The organism is Paenibacillus germinis (assembly GCF_013141785.1).
Taxonomy (GTDB): domain Bacteria; phylum Bacillota; class Bacilli; order Paenibacillales; family NBRC-103111; genus Paenibacillus_E; species Paenibacillus_E phytorum.
Map to the genome: position 1 here is coordinate 1 of NZ_WHOC01000062.1, position 22,158 is coordinate 22,158.

Annotated in this window: 17 protein-coding genes; 7 read left to right on the forward strand and 10 right to left on the reverse strand. The window is 47.6% G+C overall.

What is annotated here, in order from left to right:
- Nucleotides 1-182: hypothetical protein (locus GC102_RS39080; protein ID WP_216628032.1), on the forward strand; the 182-nt coding region annotated here is incomplete at its 5' end.
- Between the two features lie 44 nt (nucleotides 183-226).
- On the opposite strand, the gene GC102_RS11735 is transcribed toward GC102_RS39080, so the two are convergent.
- Complete coding sequence (locus GC102_RS11735) at nucleotides 227-1,228, reverse strand: Gfo/Idh/MocA family protein (RefSeq protein WP_171689698.1); 1,002 nt, start codon at nucleotides 1,226-1,228, stop codon at nucleotides 227-229.
- A 236-nt stretch (nucleotides 1,229-1,464) separates the two neighbouring features.
- Between GC102_RS11735 and GC102_RS11740 the strand changes: the two genes are divergently transcribed.
- Genes GC102_RS11740 through GC102_RS11750 form a run of 3 tightly spaced genes read left to right on the forward strand, consistent with a single transcriptional unit; the run spans nucleotide 1,465 to nucleotide 2,682 of the window.
- The gene (locus tag GC102_RS11740; RefSeq protein WP_171689699.1) at nucleotides 1,465-1,845 is read left to right on the forward strand and encodes a hypothetical protein; all 381 of its coding nucleotides are present in this window, start codon (nucleotides 1,465-1,467) and stop codon (nucleotides 1,843-1,845) included.
- A gap of 29 nt (nucleotides 1,846-1,874) precedes the next feature.
- Complete coding sequence (locus GC102_RS11745) at nucleotides 1,875-2,300, forward strand: SRPBCC family protein (RefSeq protein ID WP_171689700.1); 426 nt, start codon at nucleotides 1,875-1,877, stop codon at nucleotides 2,298-2,300.
- A gap of 1 nt (nucleotide 2,301) precedes the next feature.
- Nucleotides 2,302-2,682, forward strand: a complete 381-nt coding sequence (locus GC102_RS11750) for an ArsR/SmtB family transcription factor (RefSeq protein WP_171646032.1) — start codon at nucleotides 2,302-2,304, stop codon at nucleotides 2,680-2,682.
- Between the two features lie 102 nt (nucleotides 2,683-2,784).
- On the opposite strand, the gene catR is transcribed toward GC102_RS11750, so the two are convergent.
- Nucleotides 2,785-3,105, reverse strand: coding sequence for a catDE operon transcriptional regulator CatR (catR, locus tag GC102_RS11755; RefSeq protein WP_171646033.1), 321 nt, complete (start codon nucleotides 3,103-3,105; stop codon nucleotides 2,785-2,787).
- Nucleotides 3,106-3,284: 179 nt separating this feature from the next.
- Between catR and GC102_RS11760 the strand changes: the two genes are divergently transcribed.
- Together GC102_RS11760 and GC102_RS11765 are read left to right on the forward strand one after the other, a co-directional pair.
- Nucleotides 3,285-4,052, forward strand: coding sequence for a DODA-type extradiol aromatic ring-opening family dioxygenase (locus tag GC102_RS11760; RefSeq protein WP_171689701.1), 768 nt, complete (start codon nucleotides 3,285-3,287; stop codon nucleotides 4,050-4,052).
- Nucleotide 4,053: 1 nt separating this feature from the next.
- The gene (locus GC102_RS11765) at nucleotides 4,054-4,410 is read left to right on the forward strand and encodes a DoxX family protein (RefSeq protein ID WP_171689702.1); all 357 of its coding nucleotides are present in this window, start codon (nucleotides 4,054-4,056) and stop codon (nucleotides 4,408-4,410) included.
- 48 nt (nucleotides 4,411-4,458) lie between these two features.
- Here the strand turns inward: GC102_RS11765 and GC102_RS11770 are convergent, their stop codons facing one another.
- The 4 genes from GC102_RS11770 to GC102_RS11785 all read right to left on the reverse strand — a co-directional run bounded on the left by GC102_RS11770 (nucleotide 4,459) and on the right by GC102_RS11785 (nucleotide 15,400).
- Nucleotides 4,459-6,762: a helix-turn-helix domain-containing protein gene (locus GC102_RS11770; RefSeq protein ID WP_171689703.1), complete on the reverse strand. Its 2,304-nt coding sequence runs from the start codon at nucleotides 6,760-6,762 to the stop codon at nucleotides 4,459-4,461.
- 84 nt (nucleotides 6,763-6,846) lie between these two features.
- On the reverse strand, nucleotides 6,847-9,579 hold the full coding sequence (locus tag GC102_RS11775) for a discoidin domain-containing protein (protein WP_171689704.1): 2,733 nt from the start codon (nucleotides 9,577-9,579) through the stop codon (nucleotides 6,847-6,849).
- The gene (locus tag GC102_RS11780) at nucleotides 9,576-14,147 is read right to left on the reverse strand and encodes an Ig-like domain-containing protein (protein WP_171689705.1); all 4,572 of its coding nucleotides are present in this window, start codon (nucleotides 14,145-14,147) and stop codon (nucleotides 9,576-9,578) included. The genes GC102_RS11775 and GC102_RS11780 overlap by 4 nt, the downstream gene beginning before the upstream one ends.
- 329 nt (nucleotides 14,148-14,476) lie before the next feature.
- Nucleotides 14,477-15,400: an AraC family transcriptional regulator gene (locus GC102_RS11785; RefSeq protein ID WP_171689706.1), complete on the reverse strand. Its 924-nt coding sequence runs from the start codon at nucleotides 15,398-15,400 to the stop codon at nucleotides 14,477-14,479.
- A 131-nt stretch (nucleotides 15,401-15,531) separates the two neighbouring features.
- Here GC102_RS11785 and GC102_RS11790 point away from each other — a divergent pair, with 131 nt between their 5' ends.
- On the forward strand, nucleotides 15,532-16,599 hold the full coding sequence (locus GC102_RS11790) for a glycoside hydrolase family 88/105 protein (protein ID WP_171689707.1): 1,068 nt from the start codon (nucleotides 15,532-15,534) through the stop codon (nucleotides 16,597-16,599).
- A gap of 25 nt (nucleotides 16,600-16,624) precedes the next feature.
- On the opposite strand, the gene GC102_RS11795 is transcribed toward GC102_RS11790, so the two are convergent.
- From GC102_RS11795 to GC102_RS11810, 4 genes are all read right to left on the reverse strand, one after another.
- On the reverse strand, nucleotides 16,625-18,388 hold the full coding sequence (locus GC102_RS11795) for a DUF8769 domain-containing protein (protein WP_171689708.1): 1,764 nt from the start codon (nucleotides 18,386-18,388) through the stop codon (nucleotides 16,625-16,627).
- Between the two features lie 105 nt (nucleotides 18,389-18,493).
- Complete coding sequence (locus tag GC102_RS11800; RefSeq protein WP_171689751.1) at nucleotides 18,494-20,092, reverse strand: extracellular solute-binding protein; 1,599 nt, start codon at nucleotides 20,090-20,092, stop codon at nucleotides 18,494-18,496.
- Between the two features lie 64 nt (nucleotides 20,093-20,156).
- Nucleotides 20,157-21,053: a carbohydrate ABC transporter permease gene (locus GC102_RS11805; RefSeq protein WP_171646042.1), complete on the reverse strand. Its 897-nt coding sequence runs from the start codon at nucleotides 21,051-21,053 to the stop codon at nucleotides 20,157-20,159.
- A gap of 3 nt (nucleotides 21,054-21,056) precedes the next feature.
- Entirely contained in the window at nucleotides 21,057-22,034 is a 978-nt protein-coding gene (locus GC102_RS11810) for an ABC transporter permease (protein WP_171689709.1), read from the reverse strand.
- Nucleotides 22,035-22,158: the final 124 nt, after the last annotated feature.

The following is a 22,158-nucleotide window of genomic DNA, read 5'->3' on the forward strand; positions in this document are numbered from 1 at the left end:
CAACAATTTCCGTGATAACGCTGATTATCTTGCATAATGTTGTACAAAGTACAACTTCGCTCGCATATAGCACACTTTACTTCGCTCGCCAGAATCGAGCCTTCTCAACCTTGATAGCCACTCTTGCCCAAAAGGACGCCGTAAACCGTTATTCTTCTCACGCTATTGGCAGAATGATGTGACGGCATACTTTGACTCATTTGTACGAAAGGCTCACCACCTTTGCTTATTCGAAATGATCCGATTTACGGTCAGCAGGAAAAACAAGCCCCATCTGCTTTCTAGCCTCATCCATAATGGCCATAGCTATGCTGGAATTCGCATGTGAGTTCGTCGTGGACTCCAATGTTCCGCATTTGATAAGCCGAATAAATTCTTCCGCTTCATAGCGCATGTTTCTTACAGCTTGCTCCCGCGTCAGGTTTTCCACAGAGCCATCTCGGTAACGGATTTCAACTTTTTCAGGCGTGTTGATTTTATCGATGACCATCGTCGCATTCTCGCCATGAATTTCTGAAGGTAGATAGGAGCTGGAAATTTTGGAGTGCATGATAACCGCATCCATCTCTTTGTAGCTCAGCAGCAGACTTCCCTCGCCATCTACACCCGACTCCAGCAGTACTCCGCTTGCTTGTACACGTTCAGGAGCACCAAAAAGTACCGCTAACGGATAAATACAATAGACGCCTAGGTCCATAAGCGAGCCATTGGAAAAAATGGGATTGAACGCATTCAGTACCGTTCCCTGCTTATAAGCATCATACCTAGAGGAATATTGGCAATAGCTCGCAAAATAACGCCGAATTTTCCCCAGCTTATGTAAATTGTCTTGAATCGCCTTGAAATTAGGAAGCAGCGTGGACTTGAGAGCTTCCATGAACACCACTTTATTCGTTTGTGCAGCCTTTATCATCGCTGAGAGCTCAGCGGTATTGGATGCCGCAGGCTTTTCGCAGATAACATGCTTGCCATGATTCATACAGAGTATCGCGTATTCAGCGTGAAGCGAGTTTGGACTCGCAATATAAACCGCATCGAATTCCTTACTTTGCGCAAACGTTTCTAAGCTTGTATAGATATGAGAAACCTCAAATTTCTGAGCGAATTCCGCAGCTTTCTCCTCCGTACGCGAGTATACGGCAGTTAAGTCGAACTCCCCCGTCTCGCGGGCAGCATGAATGAATTCTTCCGTAATCCAATTGGTTCCAATAACAGCAAAACGTATCATTTCGTTCTCCTTTATTCCACTCTTGTTTTTCATAACTATACCATGATTTCAGAGTTGTTGAAAAAGAGTACAGAAACTTCAAGGCAGAAATGTTACCTAACAAACCCCTTGACATGAAACCAAAAGGTTTCGTATAATCCTTTGTGTAACCATTTGGTTTCGTATTGTAATGCCTTCGGAAAACCTGATCTTTTGGACACAATACGAAAAGGACATACGGGAAGGAATGACTTACGATGCAGGACGAATTGCTGAAGAAGCTGCGCTACAAGCAAGGACGAGCTCTCGTTCTTCAGGCACCTGAAGGCTACAAGCTTGGCATTGAGGATAATGAGGAGCCGAATGGGACCTACGATTTCGTTCAACTTTTTGTTAACAATGCCGCAGAGGTGGTTGAATGGGCACCTAAAGCGATAGCCTATTTGAACGATGAAGCTGTGTTCTGGATAACCTATCCGAAGCAGAGTTCGAAGGTGAAAACCGACATTAACCGTGACATTCTGTGGAAGTTGATGGATGAGAAAACAGACTATCGTCTTGTAAGCAATGTCGCGGTGGACGATAAATGGTCAGCCCTGCGATTGCGTCATAAGAGTAAAGTAAAAACGAAATCCTAAAAAATTTAATTATTGGAGGCTTCTTATTTATGGAAAATCAGACTCAAGGCACATTGCCGGATATCAAGCAAACACTAGTTTTTAACGCACCGATTCAAAAGGTTTGGAATGCTGTAGCGACTTCTGATGGCATCGCGGCTTGGCTCATGCCAAATGATTTCAAGCCAGAGGTAGGCTATGAATTTCACTTAGAAGCAGGACCTTTCGGCAAATCCCCTTGTAAAGTAACCGAGCTCGACCCGCCGAACCGTTTGTCTTTCGAATGGGGCAAGGATTGGTCCCTGACTTTCGAACTAACCGATTTAGAAGGCAAAACGGAATTCACTCTCATCCACTCCGGTTGGGATGCAGAAAAAGTTACGGAATTCGGTCAACCTCACGCGGTTGTTCGCGAGACGATGTCGATGGGCTGGGTTGGTCTGGCGAAGAAACTGGCTGCTCACGTCGAGGCTTAAGATGGCAGTCCCCTCGCAGAAGCATGACGTCTTTCAAGCGATCGCCGATCCGACCCGCCGTCAGGTGTTGAAGCTGCTCGGCGAGCAAGAGATGCCCGTTACGGTTATCTCCGGCCATTTCCCGATGAGCCGCACCGCGGTATCCAAGCATCTTCGCATTTTGGCTGATGCCGGGTTGGTGAAAGAACGCAAAGTCGGCCGCGAGACCCGATACAGGCTGGAGGCGGAACCGCTTATGGAGTTGAAGCGTTGGCTATCCTATTATGAACGCTATTGGGAAAACAAGTTAAATGTGCTCAAACGGTTCGTTGAATCGGACGATGAGGAAGGCGGAAATGCTTTATCCGCTTTGGAATTGGTCGATCCCACGAAACACGAATAACCAAACACTACTAGCCGTCGGTTCTTTGAACCCTCGGCTTTTTTCTTCAACAAAAAAGGTCATCTCCCCTGCTGCTTTCACAGGATAGATGGCCTTTTTTAATTACTCCTGAACAGGCAGCCACTCTTGCGACCACTTGGCAATCTCACCGAAAATCGGAGCCAATGCCAGTCCCTTGTCCGTAAGTGAATATTCGATACGAACGGGACTTTCTGGGAATACTACCCTCTTAACGATGCCTTCATGCTCAAGCTCCTTCAGTCGCTCCGACAATACCTTGCCGCTCAAATTCGGAAGTGCCTGATCGATATTTATGAACCGCTGCGGGCCTGATAGTAATTGAAAAACGATAAGCGATGTCCAGCGCTTGCTGAGGATTTCTACAGCTTTTTCGAAACGAGGACACAATAGGTTGCGTTCCATGTTTATCACCTCTATATGTCTATTTATTATAGAGTAAGTTGACACGGATATACAAGGTTACAAAAAGTAATTTAGTTACTTGACGAAACCAACATTTTGACGTAATATCAGTTACATAAAGTAACTAAGTGAATTTAAGTAACATAAAGAATAGTAATTTATAAAGGAGTGTTTTTATCATGATTTCACCCATATTTGTTGGACACGGATCTCCCATGATGGCTATTCAAGATACAGCTTGCACGCAATTCCTGCTCGACTATGGCAAGAAGCTTTCTCCGAAAGCTATTGTTGTTTTTACGGCTCATTGGGAAACAGAGGTTCTCACCATTTCGTCCACCAATGACGTCTATGACACTATCTACGATTTCCGCGGCTTCCCAGATGAACTGTTTCAAATCAAATATCCAGCCAAAGGGGATGTGGAGCTGGCTCAAATGATCGCTGACCGTTTCAAGGCGAAGGGCATCCCTGTGAATTTGGATTCACAGCGCGGGCTTGACCACGGCTCTTGGGTTCCACTTTTACGGATGTTTCCAACACCAGAATGCCCAGTCATTCAAGTGTCCGTCAATCCGTACTTGCCGCCTGCGGAGCAGTATCGCATTGGCGAAGCACTGCGCGGCCTCGATCAGGAGGATATTCTGATTATCGGAAGCGGTGCTACTGTGCATAACTTGCGAGCTCTTAATTGGGATGCCAAAGAGCCAGAGGCTTGGGCTGTTGATTTCGACGCTTGGCTCATCCAGAACATGCAAACGCAGAACCTGGAGGCGCTGTTCGACTACGCTGCTTTAGCTCCGAATGCTCGTATGGCTGTGCCAAGACCAGAGCATTTCATTCCGCTCTTTATTACAATGGGCAGCGGCGACCCAGAACGTCCCGTTCAAGTAATTCATCGCAGCTATGAAGTCGGCTCGCTCAGCTATCTTTCGGTCTCTTTTTAATATGAAATGGACGACTCGCATATTTCAATGTGTGCTGGCAGTCGCTTTTCTAATGTTTGGCTTTATGAAATTATCCACAAATCCCATGCAGGTGGAAGCTTTTACAGTAACCTATGGGTATGGTTTAGACGCCATGTATGTCGTTGGAGTTATTGAATTATTAGCTGGAATCGGGCTAGTTATCGGCTTCTGGAAGCCGCGCATCGCTTTCTACTCCGCTGGCATAATTGTAATTATAATGGCTGGCGCTATGTTAACTCATGTCCGATCAGGTCAAGGTATGAGCACCGCGGCATTACCGCTTATCTTTCTCATCCTGGCATTAATTGTTGTACTAAGGCGTTCCAAACGCGCATAAACAAACGGGTATCCCAGCCTGACGGCAGGTGATACCCGTTATTTGCACTTACGACGGAATAGGCTTCGACATGTGTTCCCGATACTCCGTTGGCGTTAAGCCTGTATATTTTTTGAAGGTACGCAGGAAGCTTCTCGTATTTGCATATCCGACTGCTCCCGAAACGTCATTAACTTTAATGGACTTATCTTTCAAAAGCTCCATTGCCGCTTTAATGCGAATCTCGATCATGTAATCAATAAAATTGCTTTCCGTGTGATCCTTAAACAGTTTGCTGATGTATGGCGGAGTAAGATGAAACATTTCTGCCAACCGGTCTAAGGACAGATCATACTCCTGATAATGCTCTCGGATATAGTCCAGCATTCGCTCGATCGTCTCATTTTTCCCACGTTGATTGCGCTTTTCCTCAATTTGTGAAGCCAAGCCCTCGAGAGTATCTCCGACTAGCCGCTCCGCATCCTTCCAGTTCTCGCATTTCCCGATCCGGTCATAAAAGCTGCTTAGGGGACCCATTGATATTTCCGGCTCAATCCCAATGGCTTTGACGGTTTGCAAAGATTTCATCACAAGGTCGTAGCACAGCTGCCTGATCAGCTCCGGCGGAAGATTGCTCACAACCGCTTCACGGAATGTATCCGATAAGTACGTGAGCATCTTGACGCGATCTGTTTGCCTCATGGCTTCCATCACCGGATCGATCATTCGGCTAAGTTTGTAATAATCCTGTCGGTCCGGCGGCTGCAAATCGTCTACCGATATGACCGAATGTTTACCGAAGATCATCTTATAATGAAGCGCCTTCTGCGATTCATCGAAGGAGCTCGGTATCTCCTTCATCTCCATGCGGCATTTGCCGACTCCGATCGTTACCGTTAAGCCAAACTGCCTCTTCATGATATCAAGGATGAGTTCAAGTATGACTAATGTTCTCAAATGATTTTGCTCTGCATCACCTTCTGCGAAGCTGAGAAGAACAGCCGCCCGTCCGCCCCCCAGATCGATGGCCAAGCCTGCATGCTCGGTTCGAATTAGCTCCTCCGCGACATTACAGAACATATAGGTGTACAACGTTTCGTCCCGCGGAGCAAGCTGTTCACCTTCCTTGCCAATCTCTGCCGTACAAACGATAAAGCGTTCCGAATACATGTGAATCCCCAAAAATTCTAAATGATGATACATCGCATGGAAATCAGAACGATTGCCGTTCAATACATCCATCATAATCTTCCACTTGAGCATAGGCTTCGAATCCCTGACATGCTGTTCCAATTGCTCGCGGTCCGTAACCATTTCATCGAATATATGCTCCAGGTTTCTGAGTCCTATACTCTCTGCGCCCTGCCCTCTACGCTTGTTCACGCCGGACAACTTACCTGCCAAGCGATCCAGCGGCTTAAAGGTCCAGCGATTCACATAAAATAATGCAGCCAATGCTAAAAAGAACATCACGACGGCAAAAGTGAGCAGCAGGTTGCGTGTAACCTTAATCGGCTCAAATACCGTGGACTCCGGCATAATGCTGACAAATTTCCAGCCTGTATATCCGCTCGTCCGGTAAAAAACTGACTCCTGAATCCCGTCCAGCTTCACGTTGAAGGAACCGCTGTCTGGATCCCTTAATATCGTCTGTATATACGGCAGCGACTTCATATTGCGGTAAAGCTGGTTCTTATCGTCATGAGTGACGACATTCCCTTCCGCATCCAGAATGAAAAATTGACCAGCATGCCCATCCTCGTAGATCGCTTTAATCATCTGAGACAACTGAGCCTCTTTGATGCTAATAGCCATTAGACCCTTCCTGAAGCCAGGACTGCTGAGGCTAGGAAAGCTGCGGACCAAGGTAATCACATCTTGGGTCTCATGACCATCCCATACCTTCTGAGTCGATAGCCACTTAAAATATTCAGGCATATCCAGGTACTGGGCCAACCAATTGAACTCTGACGAAGCTTGCTTTAAATAGGTTTCCTCTGTCATTAAGTCGCCACTGATATGTGAATACGCAAAGACTGAGGAATAACTCGGATTATTTGAAATAAATTCCCTCAATCTGTTTGTCAATGTATAGTAAATGCTATATCTGTGACCGTCATCACTGTAGCTGTTATTCATAAAATAAACAAATTCCAGCCCTTCGGCCATGGAGAGCAGATCCTTCTCCGTCTGGCGAAAGGCAGCCTCGATCTTGGAATCAACCTGCTTCAGCAGTGCAAGATTAGCATCCTGTAAGTCTTTCTGCAGCCTGCCCACAGTGCCTGTATAGGACAACCAGAAGGTCATGGCGATGATGAAGAGGAATACGATACCATAAATCATCATTGCTTTTCCGGATATACTGGTTCTCATGATGGACCTCCGCTTTGGCGCATTGTTTTGTTTTCTATTGTACCATTAACACGGCTGTCAGGGAGGGAAAATCTGGTCTTCCTATCAGTTGATGGCATTTACAGTTACGCCGGCGAGGGAGTAGACAAACACAGGTGCTCCGGTCAAAGGCACGCTTACAACTCCTGATACAGCAGCCATATATTTGTAGCTCCCATCAATTCCAACAATCGTTACACCTGGATCAGATGTCGCAATTTGAGCCGTTCGGGAAGAACTGCTTGTCGTTTTCCAGCTCGCATCCCATAAAGATGTGATGTACTTGTTCTTATTCTCATCCCAGAATTGATAACCATAATAGGGATTGGCTATATTCGATACAGTGCCCAAATACTTCGAATCCTTAAGCACCCTAATCAACGTGTAGTAACCATAGTAGCTCTCCTTCGGTTTACCGTTCCAGTCGATCAGACCGAGGTTATGCTCCAAATTGTTGGTCTCCGTACCGTCATCGGCAAAATCATACCAGTGCATCGTTCGGATTCCGTTTGCGATGGCGTGCATGTATGCTCTGGCCAAATAATTTCTTTGGGTGGATCGATCCACCGTTTTCAAGTAGCTTCCGCCTGTATAGGTGCTCCAACCTAGCTCGGTAACTACGATCGGCTTTTCTCCATCACCATGGCTCGCCATGACGGTTTTCAATTCTTGGAACGATTGGAGTAGCTTTTCAGGTGCGCCTTGTTCCAGCCCTGGAACAGCAGGATACTCATATTTGACGTAAGGATGGACATCCATGACATCGAAATACGTTTTCACCAAGGCGCCATTCTGTCCATCGGAATTATACAAAGCATCCAGCCAATTCAAGCCCTCATCCGCTTTTAATCGATCAAGGCCGGCGAGAGCAGGCTCTACAAGCAAGCTCTTGCTGCTGACCGCTTTCAAGCTGTCATGATTTGCCTTGAGGGCGGCCGCTGCAGCAGCCGGATCTCTTTTGGCAAGATCAGGTTCATTATACGTTGAGAACGTATAGGCGCCCCCATTATTATCGGACTGAACAAAGCCCGGACCATGATAAAAGTAGTGGAAATTTAGTCCGCTTTTGCCGTACAGCGTTTTCATCGCGCCGCTGTGATCCCACCATCTATTTTTGTTGATTCCCCCAAGATCCCTTAGCAGTCGCAATTTGTTCATCAAGAACACATCTTCCGTCTCGCCATGGTGCACATAGTTTCCTCCACCGTAAGGAGCATCGTTGATGGCAAATATATCTCCGACCTTCTCTCCGCCAAGAACAGATGGCGTGGTAATTTTCAACGTCTCAACATCTTTCCTCTCTCCACCGGTCGAATGGAAGGGAGTTACCGCTACATAATAGGCCGTCTCCGGCTTCAGGGCGAAATACGATAAGTATTTGCCTACCTGTTCGAGAGACTTGGCCTCCGCCACGAACTTCGGCGTCAACCCTGCCGTACTCCCAAAAGGAGATGTCTCGATATATACGCCGTATTTGGTTACATTATTGACGACGCTGTTATAGCTGGACCAATCCAGATATAGAGTGCTGTAATTTTTGAGCTCCGCAGTAAACTCAACTTGATCCGGCGTCGACTTCTTCGGAAGCGCAGGGTCGTACAGCTTCCAGCCCCAGATCGCCACTTCTCCGACCGTTAAGATCTCCGAATTATTCGCATTATGCATAATAATTTTGACGTATTTCGCATGCTTGCCCGGAACACCGTAGCCCGGCGTATTCACGATCACATTCGCTGTGCGGCTGCTCGCATTAGGCGTATAACCGAGAGACGTATAGTTAACGCCGTCAGTACTAACGAGAACCTCATACCCGTCCATGAACTTGTTGCCGCCTGACGCCAATGTCCATACATCGATTTTTCCGATTTGATACACATCGTTCAAGTTGAAAACAACCGTGCCGAACTTCCCTTTCGAACCCCAGATCGAGTTGGTCGTAGATGCCGCATCGGATTCTTTGCTGGAACCGTCGATTAAGTCCGGTGCTCCCCCTGCGGTGTCATTCTTGGAGCTATCGTTATCGTATTTGATTAAATCTCCATCTGTAACGAACGGGTAATCAGTCAACCACTCGTAGGATGCGCCAGTCGCAATCTTGGGAAGGGACGTATTATAAAAATAGCCGGAAGACCTTAAATAGTTATTGCTCAAAATAGCCATCGGCTCCAGAGTATCGCCATATACGGCCACTTCACCTAGCCTCATGACTTGCTTGGCCGGATCCTTGTGCATAATGACTTTGATATATTGGGCATAAACGGCAGGCTTGACGGCAAGCGTAACGAGGGCAAAACCTGAGTCTGGTGGATTCGCATTGTCCGCAGCCCCGACCCGATTGTAAGTCACTCCGTCGAAGCTGGCATACACCTCGAAATTCCTCATCTGACTGTTATTGTCCGTGTCCGTCCATACCTTCACCGATGATACCTTATAGACGGATTTCAAGTCGTATATGAGCGTTCCGTATGCGGCAGAGCCTTCCGCGCTCCCCGTTGTGCTGCTCGTGTTGTCGTCAGGGCCGTTACTGCCATCGGTCATATCTGGTGCACCGGTGTCATCCGAAGTGATCAGAGCCGGATCCGTCGCATGGATCCCTTCTGTCAACCAGGTATAGGACGCTCCCGTAGCAATAGCCGCTGTACCCTCAGGGAAGAGTGTCCCTCCGATCGCATTTCCGCTTAGCACCTTCTCGCCGTTTGCCGCCTGAGCAACATTTTCCAAAGGGGTAACAACGGAAACCAAGCCGAGCAGAAAGGCAAATGCAACGACAAGAGCACAGCTCTTTTTCATAAATCTCATGGCAAAGCTCCTCTCTGGAATGTAGCGTACAGGATCGAAACAGCTTCGTCGGCTGCCGCTTCAGAAGGCATGTCATCACCTTTTGAACTTGACTTGACGGTTACTACACTGCTCGCCGTATAACTGCCATCGTCTGTCGTCACGGTAATCGTTGCCGTACCTGCTGATACTCCAGTAACGGTTGCATGCAGCTTGTTGACCTCTTGCGTAACACTTACAACGGCCGGATTGCTCGATGTGAAGCGGACCTTCCTGTTGCTTGAATTGCTTGGTTGGACCTTTGCGTTCAGGGATATCGCTTGACCCTCTTTCAAAGTTACGGTCGAGCGGTTCATTATAACCCCTGTTACCTGCACCTCACCGTCTGTTACAGGTGCCTTGATTGTCACCGTACTTTTCGCCGTATAGCCACCATCGTCTGTCGTAACGGTAATCGTTGCCGTACCTGCTGACACACCAGTTACGGTCGCTTGCAGACCATAGACCCCTTGCACAACGCTCGCCACCGCTGGATCACTTGATGTAAAGCGAACTTGTTTGTTTGTTGAGTCTCCAGGAAGGAGAGTCGCGTTCAGGACGGTCGTTTCTCCCAGATTCAATGATGCAGTCATTTGGTCCAGCGTAACCCCTGTTACCCGCACTTCGGGCGCAGCGATTTCGGTGAAAATCAAATCTTCAAACAACTGCGTATTTTTGCTGGAACCAATCCCGCTCATATATTCAAGCCAACCGCGTCGAGTAGTGCCGTCATTCTCATTAATCAGCATGGAAAACCCGAAGATGTCTTTGTCCTGTGGCGATTGGCCTTCAGGCAGCAGCTCCGACCATGGAATCGCGAGCTCATAGGTGGTGGCGATGTCGCTGCGATTAACCACCGCTTGTACAGTCGTCATCTCCCCTGTCGGTTTACCGTTAGCTGACAACCATCTCCAGACCATCGGGCCTTGTTCTCCTAGCGCGATACCGAACTCGTTGTTTTCCGCGCTGCCAATGCCGTTAACTCTTCCCGTATCAATAGAGAACTGTATGCTATCCCCCTGCCACATGTCGCCGCCAGTTCCTTTTTGAACATGGATATTATCTTGAACTTCCATACCGAAGTAGAGATGATTGCGGTCCCACTTCAGATAGCCTTTGCCGCTTAAATCCTGCTCACCACCCCAATTGGCGATGTTCTTATTTTGATCCGCTCGGTTGATGACGATTGGCATGCCATTGTGCCAGCTTGCCTCTATCAACTTGCCATCTATGATCGGTGCCGTTTGGTCATTCACAGCTGCAATAAAGTTAAACGGTCTCTCCACGATCTTCGTAAATCCGCTATCCAGCTCCACCGTGAACTTTAACTTGGCTCTCGCTTTCTCAGGAAGCTCGGTGATCGGAATCGTTATTTTCTTAATTCCCCCGGGTAAGAGCCCATTAAAAGCAATCTGGCCGCTTTGTCCCAAGACCAAATAGACAGCCTCGGTAACGCTTATAGTGCCGTTAAGCTCTTTGTCCTCAGTCGCATTCTCCACATAAATTGCCGCATTCCATTGATCCAATTTCCCGGGCACAGCAATCTCAGGCACCATGCGGACTTTGATTGTTTCCAGCACATTGGCCTTTAATTTCACAGACGAGATCAGCGAATTTCCCGAGATCACTTGGAGCGTAAGCTCCTGGACCTTCTCTTCCGCGTTAAGCGGAACGGGAATAGCAATCGGAATGGCAGTCGTTCCCGCTGTAAAGTTCACGTCGCCTTCCAGCTTCCATTCAGCGGATGGACCGATTAGCTCCAACCTTCCGTCCAGCTCCGCACCCATCCCGAATCGGTTGATCGCGGCATGGATAACCTCTCCACGTCTTATATCCACCGAAGGAGTCTTTAACACAAAAGAATCATCAATGGATGAAATCTCCACGCCCGTGCTGGAGTAAATAAACACAGGTGCGCCATTAATCGTTAAGCTTGCGCTTCCATCGCTGACCGGCAAATAGGTATAGCTTCCGTCAATACCCACAACAGTAAGCCCGGCGTCCTTCGTTTTGAAGGTCGCTGTTTTGGTAGATTCATCCGCCGCCCAGAGCGACGTAATATATTGGTTCTTGCCTTCATGCCAGTATTCATACCCATAATATGGGTGTTCAACATTAGGCTGAGCTCTTACGTATTTGGCGTCTTTCAGTACCTTAGACATCGTATAGTAAGCATAATAGCTTGGCTTCGGAATGCCGTTCCAGTCGATGAGTCCCAGATTATGCTCCAGATTAGTCGCATCGAGTCCGTCATCCTGGAAATCGTACCAATGCATTCTCTTTATCCCGCCGGCAATCGCATGCATATAAGCTCTAGCCAAATAGTTGCGCTGTGTGATTGAGTTCACCGGACGAAGATAACTGCTTCCGGTATAGGTGCTCCATCCTAGCTCCGTGAAGATAATCGGCTTCGCCTGATCTCCATATTTGGTTTTCAGCGCTTGGATGTCTTCAATTTTCTTAATCAGCATTTCCGGCGCGCCTGGAATGAGTCCAGGCAAGCTGCCTTCATGGTTTTTCACATAGGGGTGTACATCAAGCACGTCAAAATAGGTTTTCACTAATGCCCCATTTTGCCCATCTGATTTATATAAGTTCTCAAGCCAAGTCATACTTGCTGGTTCAGTTCCGCCAAGAGCAGGCTCGACTAGTAAATTTCGGCTATCCACCGCCTTCAGGCTCTCGTGGTTTTGCTTAAATTGCAAGGCCAGTGCAGAAGGATTTGTGCCCTTTAAGTCAGGCTCATTAACCGTGGAGAAGGACCAGGTTCCTTGTTTGTTTTCCATCGGGACATCTTGAGGTCCGTGGTAAAAAGTATGGAACCCGATCCCGTATTTATTGGAGAAAGCTTTGACCCAGGAATCATGAATCCACCAACGGTTGAAGTTAATCCCTTCGATACCTCTCGTCAGAATAAGCTTGCGGATGATGTTTTCATCCTCTTTACTCCCGTGCTGTACATAGTTGCCTCCGCCATAAGGCGTATCGTTAATAGCGAAGATGTCCCCGACCTTCTCCCCTCCGAGAACGCTAGGTGTCGTTATTTTGACCGTACTGACAACCTTTCGTTCACCCGAGACGGTGCTCGTCGGAGTTACTGCAATGTAATAAGTCGTCTCTGGCTCTAAAGAAGAAACAAGCAGAAATTTCCCCTTCTGTTCGACAGATCCGTTGTCGGCCGTCACATGAGCGGATAGCCCGTTTGTTGTCGTAAAGTCGCTCTTCCGAATGTAGATGCTGTATTTGTTGACCTTGTTGACTACGGCATTATACGCAGACCAATCCAGATATAGCGTGTTGTAATTTTTCACATAGGTCGTGAATTCGACCTGATCTGGGTTGTCCTTCTTGGCAAGCGTCACATCGTACAGCTTCCAGCCCCAGATAGCGATTTCCCCCGCAATCAACCGGTCAGAGTCGTTAGCATTGTGCATGACAATTCTTACATATTTCGCATGCTTGCCGGGAATGCCGTAGGAAGGCGTGTTAACCATGCCATTTGCATATCGGCTGTTAGGATTGGCGGTGTATCCGCTTGAGAAATAGTTGACGTTATCGACGCTCAACAGAACCTCATAGCCATCCATGAAATTACCGCTCTCCGCTTTGGACCACACATCGATATTCCCGATCTGATACATATCATTTAACGTAAAAGTTACCGTTCCGTATTTTCCTTGGGAGCCTGCGGCCATACTGGCTATCGTATCAGCCGTTTCCTCCGTACTCGAACCGTCGATTAGATCAGGCAAGCCGCTGACGCTGCCATCATTCTTCGCGCCGGCTTCATTATCGCTCGTCATTAAACCAGCTTGAGTCACAAAAGGCTGTTCGGTGCTCCATTTATAGGTTGCCTTTGTATCCAGCTTTGGCATCCCTGTGGCATAGTAACCGCCAGCTTTAAACTGGTTATTGCTTAGAATCGCCGGCGCTTCCGCAGCGTCACCCCATATCGCCACTTCCCCTATGCTCATCATGAGCTTAGCCGGATTTTTGTGCAGGATGACCTTTACATATCTGGCATAAGGGACAGGTTTGATGTTGCTGGTCACAGGAACGATACCTGCGTCATCGCCGTATGTACTTTCGGTAGCTGCAACGCGGTTGTAATTGACACCGTCGATGCTTGCATAAATCTCGACCTGCTTCAAGCCGCTTGCAGCCGAGAATTCGGACCAAACCTGCAAAGCGGATACCCTGTATACGGTCTGCAGGTCATAGACCAGCGTTCCGTAAGCTGCTCCTGATTGACTGTAGGTTGATGTGACAACGCTTACAGAGCCGTCCGTCATTTTGGCCGCTTCGCCAGGATCTGCAGCTAAAAGCCCGCCATTCGTAGCATATATTCCTTCCTGCTGCCAATCATATATGGCTCCGGTATCAATGACCGGTGTATTTTCCGGAAACAACTGGCCTAATGTATTAGCACTTAGCAGCTTTGGTACATCCGACTCGGCCGCATGCGCGATAGGTGCATCAGTCGATGCCATACCTATGGATTGAATAAACAATAACATTGCGAAGATGATGGGACATACTTTTTTAAGCATCACAGAACTCCCTTCTCCCTAATGAATAGCCTGATTAGATAATCGCTTGCATGCAACGCTCGTCACACTTCCTCTCACCTCCACCCAAATCTTGGGTTCCATCGTATGATGAGACTAACCTTATCAAATGCAGTTGAAATCACAATAGACAGTTTTTGTCGGACGTGGCATTTCTTTCGATCCAACGATGTAAGAGTGCAATTTAACGGCCTCAATAATACTGTCTTAAAAGATGTAACTTGATCCGCCAATAGGTCACTTCCCCAAATAAAAAAAACATGCCCAGACAAGAGAACTCTCTTGCCCTAGCATGCCGGTTGATGTACGAATTAAATGGAATGGTGCAGGTTTCGATAACCACTTGGTGTCAACTCCGTCAAACGCTTGAACGTATGGCAAAAGTGGGAAATATCCTGAAACCCTACAGAAGCTGCAACTTCCGTAATGGGCAGATCGCTCCCTTGTAAGTACTCCTTTGCTTTGTTAATGCGATAGGCAATTAGAAACTCATTGACGGAGACCCCTGTATCCTGTTTGAAAATTCTACAAAGATACGATCGCGAAAGGTGAAACTGTCCGCACAAATCCTCTATTCGCAAGGACTCCTGATAATGCTCCATCATATAGCTCAGTATGCTTTCGACGACCCTCTTCCGTTCTCCCGATCCCGACTGAACAATGCTTATATCCGTCTGATAACGACCTAACTGAGTAAACATATGCAGCATGAGCCCTTTCACAGCAAGGGGATATCCCGGCTGTTGTTCCCTGATTTCCCGCTCCAGTTGACTAAGCGTTTCCTGCAAGCCCAACAATTGGCGGGCATTTAATTGGACATGAAGGGAGTCGCTTCCAGGCCCTGGAAGCCACTGCTCGATCCATGCAGCTATCTGCATATCTCGCTCGTACAAACCTTCCAGATAGCTTTTCTCCACGGCAAGAACATAGCGATGAAAAGGAACGTCCATATCCGGGCGAGATCTATGCATGGCCATAGGCCTTACAACCGTGAAGCTTCCCGTACCTAATGTATGAATCCGTTCACCGGCAATGTATGTGCCGCTGCCTTGTATACATAAATACAATTCAAATCCGCTGTGTGAATGGAAGCTGCGCTGGTACAAGCTCGTTGTTCGATACAAACAATGAACGGGAAAGGCAGAGAGTGTCAGATTCGTCCACTCGTCTATTGCCTCTCCAATGGCATCAGGCTGCTCCACCAGTTCTAAGTTTTCCGATTTCACCCCGCTCACAGCTTTTCACTTCCTTCAGTTCTATTTCGTAGACAATACCCCAAGTCAATAAGAGCATACGCCAAGCCTAACGGTTATCCTGCATAGTATAGTGAACGTATGCCACTACTCTTTCAAGGAGGAATACGACAATGCCAACTACACTTGCATCTGCTCATCTCGAACAAACCGCGAGCCAAATTTATGGTTACATGATATCTGATCATTCGGGAAATTGGGGCTTGGATATTCATCACTGGGACTGGGTGCCCGGTGTCGGTGTTATATCGATACTAGCCTATTTTGAAAGTACGCAAAAACCGGAGATCCTTAATCATCTGACCTCATGGGCACGCCAAAACCTCCATAAATCGGAGCATCTGAAGGTTATTAACTCCATGGCTCCCTTCGCCATATTTCCTGCTCTTTACGATCACACGAAGGACCCCGTCTTTCTGGAAACTGCCGAGCGCATCGGGAAATGGATGCTAACTGAAGCTCCCCGTACAAGGGAAGGCGCGTTTGAGCATACCGTCACTGAAAATGCCAGCTTCCCTGAGCAGGTATGGGCTGACACGATCTTCATGGCTGATCTGTTCCTAGCGCGTCTTGCCCGCCTTACCGGTGAAACCGCCTATGCCCAGGAAGCTGTCAACCAGCTTGACCTCCACTTGCGACTGCTTCAGGACGACAGATCGGGTGTACTGTTCCACGGTTGGAACTGCATCGCTCAGGATCATATGTCCGCTGCGCGCTGGACGAGAGCTAACGCATGGATCGCAGTCGCAACGCCAATGATCCTGCAAGAAATCGAAGGCCTCGCCCAGGTGCCCGAAGAAACTTTAGAGCGCTACCGTGCTATGATGAAAGGACTCATCCGTTATCAACAAGCAGATGGCCTATGGGCTACTGTCATGGATCAACCTGATTACTATCCGGAGACTTCAGGCAGCGCCGGTATCGCTTGTGGTATTTTACTAGCCGTGAAACGCGGTTTGCTCGACCCATCCAGCAAAGAGGCAGCCTATCGTGCTGCTGAATCTATTCTATCAAAAGTTCTGCCTAGCGGGGAAGTAACCGGTGTGTCGGGTGGAACACCTGTTATGCCAACGATTGAAGCTTATAACACAATTCCGTGTTATCCAACGCTTTATGGACAGGGGCTAGTGCTAATGCTGCTCTCAGAAATGCTTGAAAAAAGGAAGGAGACCGCCATTTAATTGGCGAGCTCCTTTTTTTACTTCCTTAGTTCGGGTGCTTGTCATTCGGCTTCAAGGAGATAGACAGCTGTTGCTGCGAACCGTCCGCACGATTGTCAGCATGCCTTGCAATCACTTGGTCAGCTTCTTCTTCAATGACAATCAGAGGCAATTCCTTTACTGAGTCACCTATAGCTAACGAGAATAAAAACGCAGCTTTGTCCATAGCTTGGAAGTCTATGGTTTGCCGCTCACCTGTGTAAATAACCAGATCCAGTCCATAGGTGTCTCCCTGTTTGCTCCATTCCCAGTTCCAACCGGCGGTAGCGGAGGATACGCTTTTGTCACTGCAGCGTAGTTGGTTCTCTCCAGTACCCTCAAAGGCAGCATATAAGCTTTCGAAGCGTAGAGGCAGTCCATTGATCTGCACTTGTGCTACAGCACCTTCCTGCTCTATACTCATACGCTCCAAGCAACCACCAAATTCCATGCGAATCCGGAAATCAGTTGCCTCTATACGGCCTTGAATACGATCCAAATTCGGGTGTGTATCCCCGCCGTTCGTCAGAAAGTTTACGCCTAACAGCAGATGGTTGCAGCTCGCTGCAACACTGAGAACTGCCGAGCAATAATCGTACCCATCATGTAAGCAGCGCATTTGCAGATAGGTCGGCTGACCGCTATTATCGAAATAAGCGACCATCCCTCTTGTTTGATTCCACATGATCTCTTTCCTAAACACTCCGATCGCATACTGCGGCGTGATGTAAGTCTCCGCCCATTTTACGAATCCGGTCTCCTCATTGCGATAATAAGGCTGCCTAAGATCACGCACCTCTACTCGGGCAAATTGCTCAATATATGGTTTCGGACATTGGATTCCACTGCCAAACCATTCCGCATCATAATCCAAATCGTCAGAGGCAAAGAAAACCAGCTTATTATCTGTTGCCACTTGCAGGAAGGATTTGGCCTTATTCGTCAGTAACGTACTGTAGCTGCGGCTGTGCGGACCAGCCCATTGCTGGGAGACCGGATGATAATGCTCCACCACCATTCGCCAGACCATGTCTAACAATTCGGCGGTTATGTCCTTCGCACGAGAATTGAGAGAATACTCGCGAATTTTGGACAGCTCCACAATGGCAATGACAGAATAGGTAGGACTGTTGAATTCTTGGAAGGTCCCTAGATTGGCTGTATATTGCTGCAGCTTCTCTAGCCTTTCCAGCCCATAATCAGCATAATCCTTCCGATCATACACCTCACCAGCGATTAAGGTCACAAATGCCCCCATAATCGCAATATTCGTATAGTGCGGTCCTACATTCCGTTTGATGATCGCGTCGCATGCAAAGCTTACCGATTCTCGGATCTGATCTTTCAGCGCTTCAGGCATCTTATGACCGTGACGCAGTACCGCAAGAAGCAGCTCCTTGCCGCAAAAGTCTGCCCAATTCCAATCAGGAGGAGCCATCTGTGTAAGCGGCTCTTCATAAAACCAAGGCCATATCCCATAGGTATCACTTAGCGGATTGCGGTCCTGCAAAGATAACAGGCGGCCAATGATATCATAGGCCCTCTGTTCATATTCCTTCATTTCTGTATTTAGCAAACCAACCGCATAGAGCAGCGATTGATAAGTCGGATGAGTCGTCGGGTGATCCTTCACCGTTAGCCTGGTATGATACCCCGGGCTATGAAAAGGACGACGAAGCATACAAACCCGAGAATCGTACTCGCTTTCTTTGGCTGTGATTGCCTTTATCAAAAGTGCTTTATGATCAAGAATAGTCTCATTTACGCTCATGCTGAACAATCCTTCCAATTGGGTTTATAGAACGACGGGAAGGTCAGCCTACGCAAGCAAGCCGCCTTCCCACAGATTCAGTTATACATATTGGGCGTGCACTGATTATTTCAAGAACTCTTTATTCTTCTCATACCACTCTTGTGCAAGCTTCTCAACATTATCTCCACCAAGACGTTTCCACTCTTTACGCGACTCTTCCATAGCAGCCTCTGGGGTTGATGCACTGCCTCCAGTTACGGCTTTCACCTCGATTTGCGTAGCAATCGGATGGAACGTGGCGATCAGTTGGCTTACTTCCGGAATATCCGGGCTAAAGGCTATGTCTCTGCGGTATTTGTTTTTGAGTGCCACACCTAGCGACTGTGTTTTCAATTTGGCATATTCCTGGGAAAGTGCATCCTGAGCAGCCATGGCCGGGAACCACTCGGCTTTCAGGCTGAAATCAGTTACAATCGCATACTCAGCAGCATAGCCAACTTCCTTACGGAATTTATCAGCGTCGATTTTTTGCGGAATCACGCCATCCACTAGCTTGTGATGGACGTTTTCCTCGCCGAACTTCATCGACATATCGCCTTTCTCCATCATCCAATCGAGGAATTTAACGGCTGATTCGATTTTATCCTCTTTCATTTTACTGTTAAAGGCTACCAGAATATTCGCCGGAAGCTCCTGATACAAGCCGTTTTTTCCATATTTGCTAGCTACTGGTTCCAATGGAACCATCTTGGCATCCGGTACGTTCTTCTTGAGATCCATGAATTCGTTCTGAATATCCCAACTAGCAAAATAAATACCTGCCTTGCCAGTAGTCAACATTTGACGTGCGCGCTGGAAGTTGCTATCCGTGATATATTCTTTATCCAACAAGCCTTGATCGAACAATGATTTCTGATAGGCGACAGAATCCTTATAACGATCCAACGTTCTGCCAAACTTGAGCTTGCCCTCCTCCAAATACCATTGATTCTCATTCACGAAAAAGAGAGCTCTGATGATTTGCACACCGTTACCATTAAACACAATAGGAACTGTATCCGCTTTACCATTACCGTCTGGATCTGCTTCCTTAAACTTCTTGGCCACCTCGATCAATTCTTCCGTTGTCGTTGGCGCCTTCAAGCCCAGTTTATCCAACCAATCCTGACGAATCCACATCCCATGGTTGGCAATTCCCTCTATACTTCGACTGCTGGTGACCGCATACGTTTTGCCGTTAATCGTTGATGCTGATTTAAGCTCAGGATGCTCTTGCAGATATTTTTTCATAGTCGTGCTATATTTCTCGATGAAACCGTCTACCGGTTGTATAGCACCTTGGTTTGCCAGTTGCGCAATATAGTTGCGGTCATACTCCCAAATGAGATCAGGTGCGCTCCCGGAAGCCACCAGGGTACTCAGCTTTTGTTGAGCCTGCGCACGAGGTACTGGCACCCAGGTTACCTTTGCCGGCGAATTTTCATTCATAAACTTTGTCCAACGGTTGCTCTCGTAGCTGCCTTCCTCAGCGGCTACTGTTCCACGATCAAAAGCGGAAATGCTGATCTCTTTCTTCGGACCGGCCGCTGTTGCTGTAGCAGCTGCACTTCCTTGAGGCTTTGCTGAACTGCCACCCTCTGTAGTCGTATTAGTACTGCAAGCGGCTAGTACTGCTAAAGACATACTTGCTGCAAGAACTGGTTTCCACGCATGTTTAGTCATTTTCAATGGTTCCATCCCCCTAAATATTGTGTGGTATATATCAAGGACTATTTGCCCCGAGATATCAGCCTTTGACCGATCCAATCAAGACGCCTTTGACAAAATGCTTCTGCAAGAACGGGTACACGATTAGAATAGGCGTGACTGCAATGACAATCGCTGCTGCTTTAATCCCTTCGGGAGTAAGCGTCATCTCCGCAACACCCTCGCTACCGGATGCATGATCCAGTAAATTCTGATCCACCTGCAGGATCATTTGATAGAGCTTAAGCGTTAAGGTTTGCTTGGTTGTTTTGGTAACGTACAGCAATACATTGAAGTATGAATTCCACCAACCTACGGCATAAAAGAGTGAAATGGCAGCTATGATCGGTTTGCATAACGGTAAAATGATTTGAAGCAGAATTCGCCAGTCCCCTGCGCCGTCAATAGATGCTGATTCCTCCACTTCCTCCGGCAAGCCTTCCATGAACGTTTTCATCACAAACATGTTGTACGTACTGATTAATGAGGGAAGCCACAACGCCCAATAGGTATCCATAAGGCCTAAGGATTTAACTAGTATAAAATTCGGGATTACGCCCGAAACGAACAGCATGGTGAAGGTGATGAAAATGAGCAGCCCATTACGCCCCATCAGTCTTCGTCTGGAAAGCGGATACGCCGCCAGTAAAGTAAGTGTCATATTGAGCGCTGTACCGACTATGGTTACTAGCACCGTATTCCACATCGCTACAAAGAGCTGCCCATCCTGGAAAAGACGCTTATAGGCCTCCGCGTTGAATTCGACCGGCCACAATGTCACCTCACCCGCTGTAATAGCCCTGCTGCTGCTGAAGGATGATACAACCTCATACCAGAACGGGTATAAGGCAATTAACGAAAGAAAGCCGAGTATCGCATAATTAGCTGACGTACCAAGACGGGATAAAAGGGATTGCTTTTTATATAAACTTTGCATCGCTTACCATAACCCCCGTTCTCCGAACGCTCGAGTCAATCTGTTTACGCCTACGACCAGTATCAGGCCAACTGCGGATTGGAACAACCCTAAGGCCGTCGTATAGCTGTAGTTCATATTCTGCAAACCGACACGGTACACGTATGTACTAATTACATCCGCAACATCCAGGACGGACATATTCTGGAGGACCAGTGTCTGCTCAAGCCCCACATCCATCATGTGCCCCATGCGGAGAACGAGCAATATAGCGATTGTGCTGCGAATGCCGGGCAATGTAATATGCCAAATCTGACGCAGCTTGGATGCGCCGTCCATCTTGGCCGCCTCATACAGCTGTGGGTCAATAGAAGCCATTGCAGCTAGATAAAGAATCGTGCCCCAGCCCGCTTCCCGCCATATGCCTGATAAGGTGTAAGCAACAGGCCACCAGCTGGAGCTAGCCATGAAATAAATAGGCTCAATACCAAACACCTTCGTCAGCACCAAATTAACAACACCCGTGCTTGGTGAAAGCATAGCAATGAAGATACCCCCAAGGACAACCCATGAGATGAAATGGGGTAAGTAAAGCAGATTCTGAACGGTCCGTTTGTACCATTCCTTGCGTACTTCATTAAGCAGAAGCGCGAGCAGTATGGGTACCGGAAATCCAAAAACAAGGCTGTACACATTGAGCAGCAGCGTATTTCTTAGCACTCTCCAGAAATCGATGCTTTGAAACAAGCTTATGAAGTGCTTAGGCCCTACCCACTTACTGCCGAAGATGCCGTCGGCGAATCGGTAGTCCTTGAAGGCAATAATCTCGCCGGCCATCGGAGCATATTTAAATAATAGATAAAATCCGATCACAGGCAGAAGCATCAGATACAAATGTCGATCCCGTATCAAGCGGCCTCGGAATGTGGACGGAATCGGCTTGGTTGGAATTGGCTTCCGCTGGCTTAGCTTCTTATGTAAGCCGGTCACTCTTTCCTCCATGTTGTGTTCACCCTTTCCAAATGTGAGCCTGCTGTTGTGCCGGCGATATCATCGTATCCTGCCACCGCTTACTTGCAAATAGACACGTTTTGCTCTGCTGTCTTTTCTTAACAATTACCCTGTC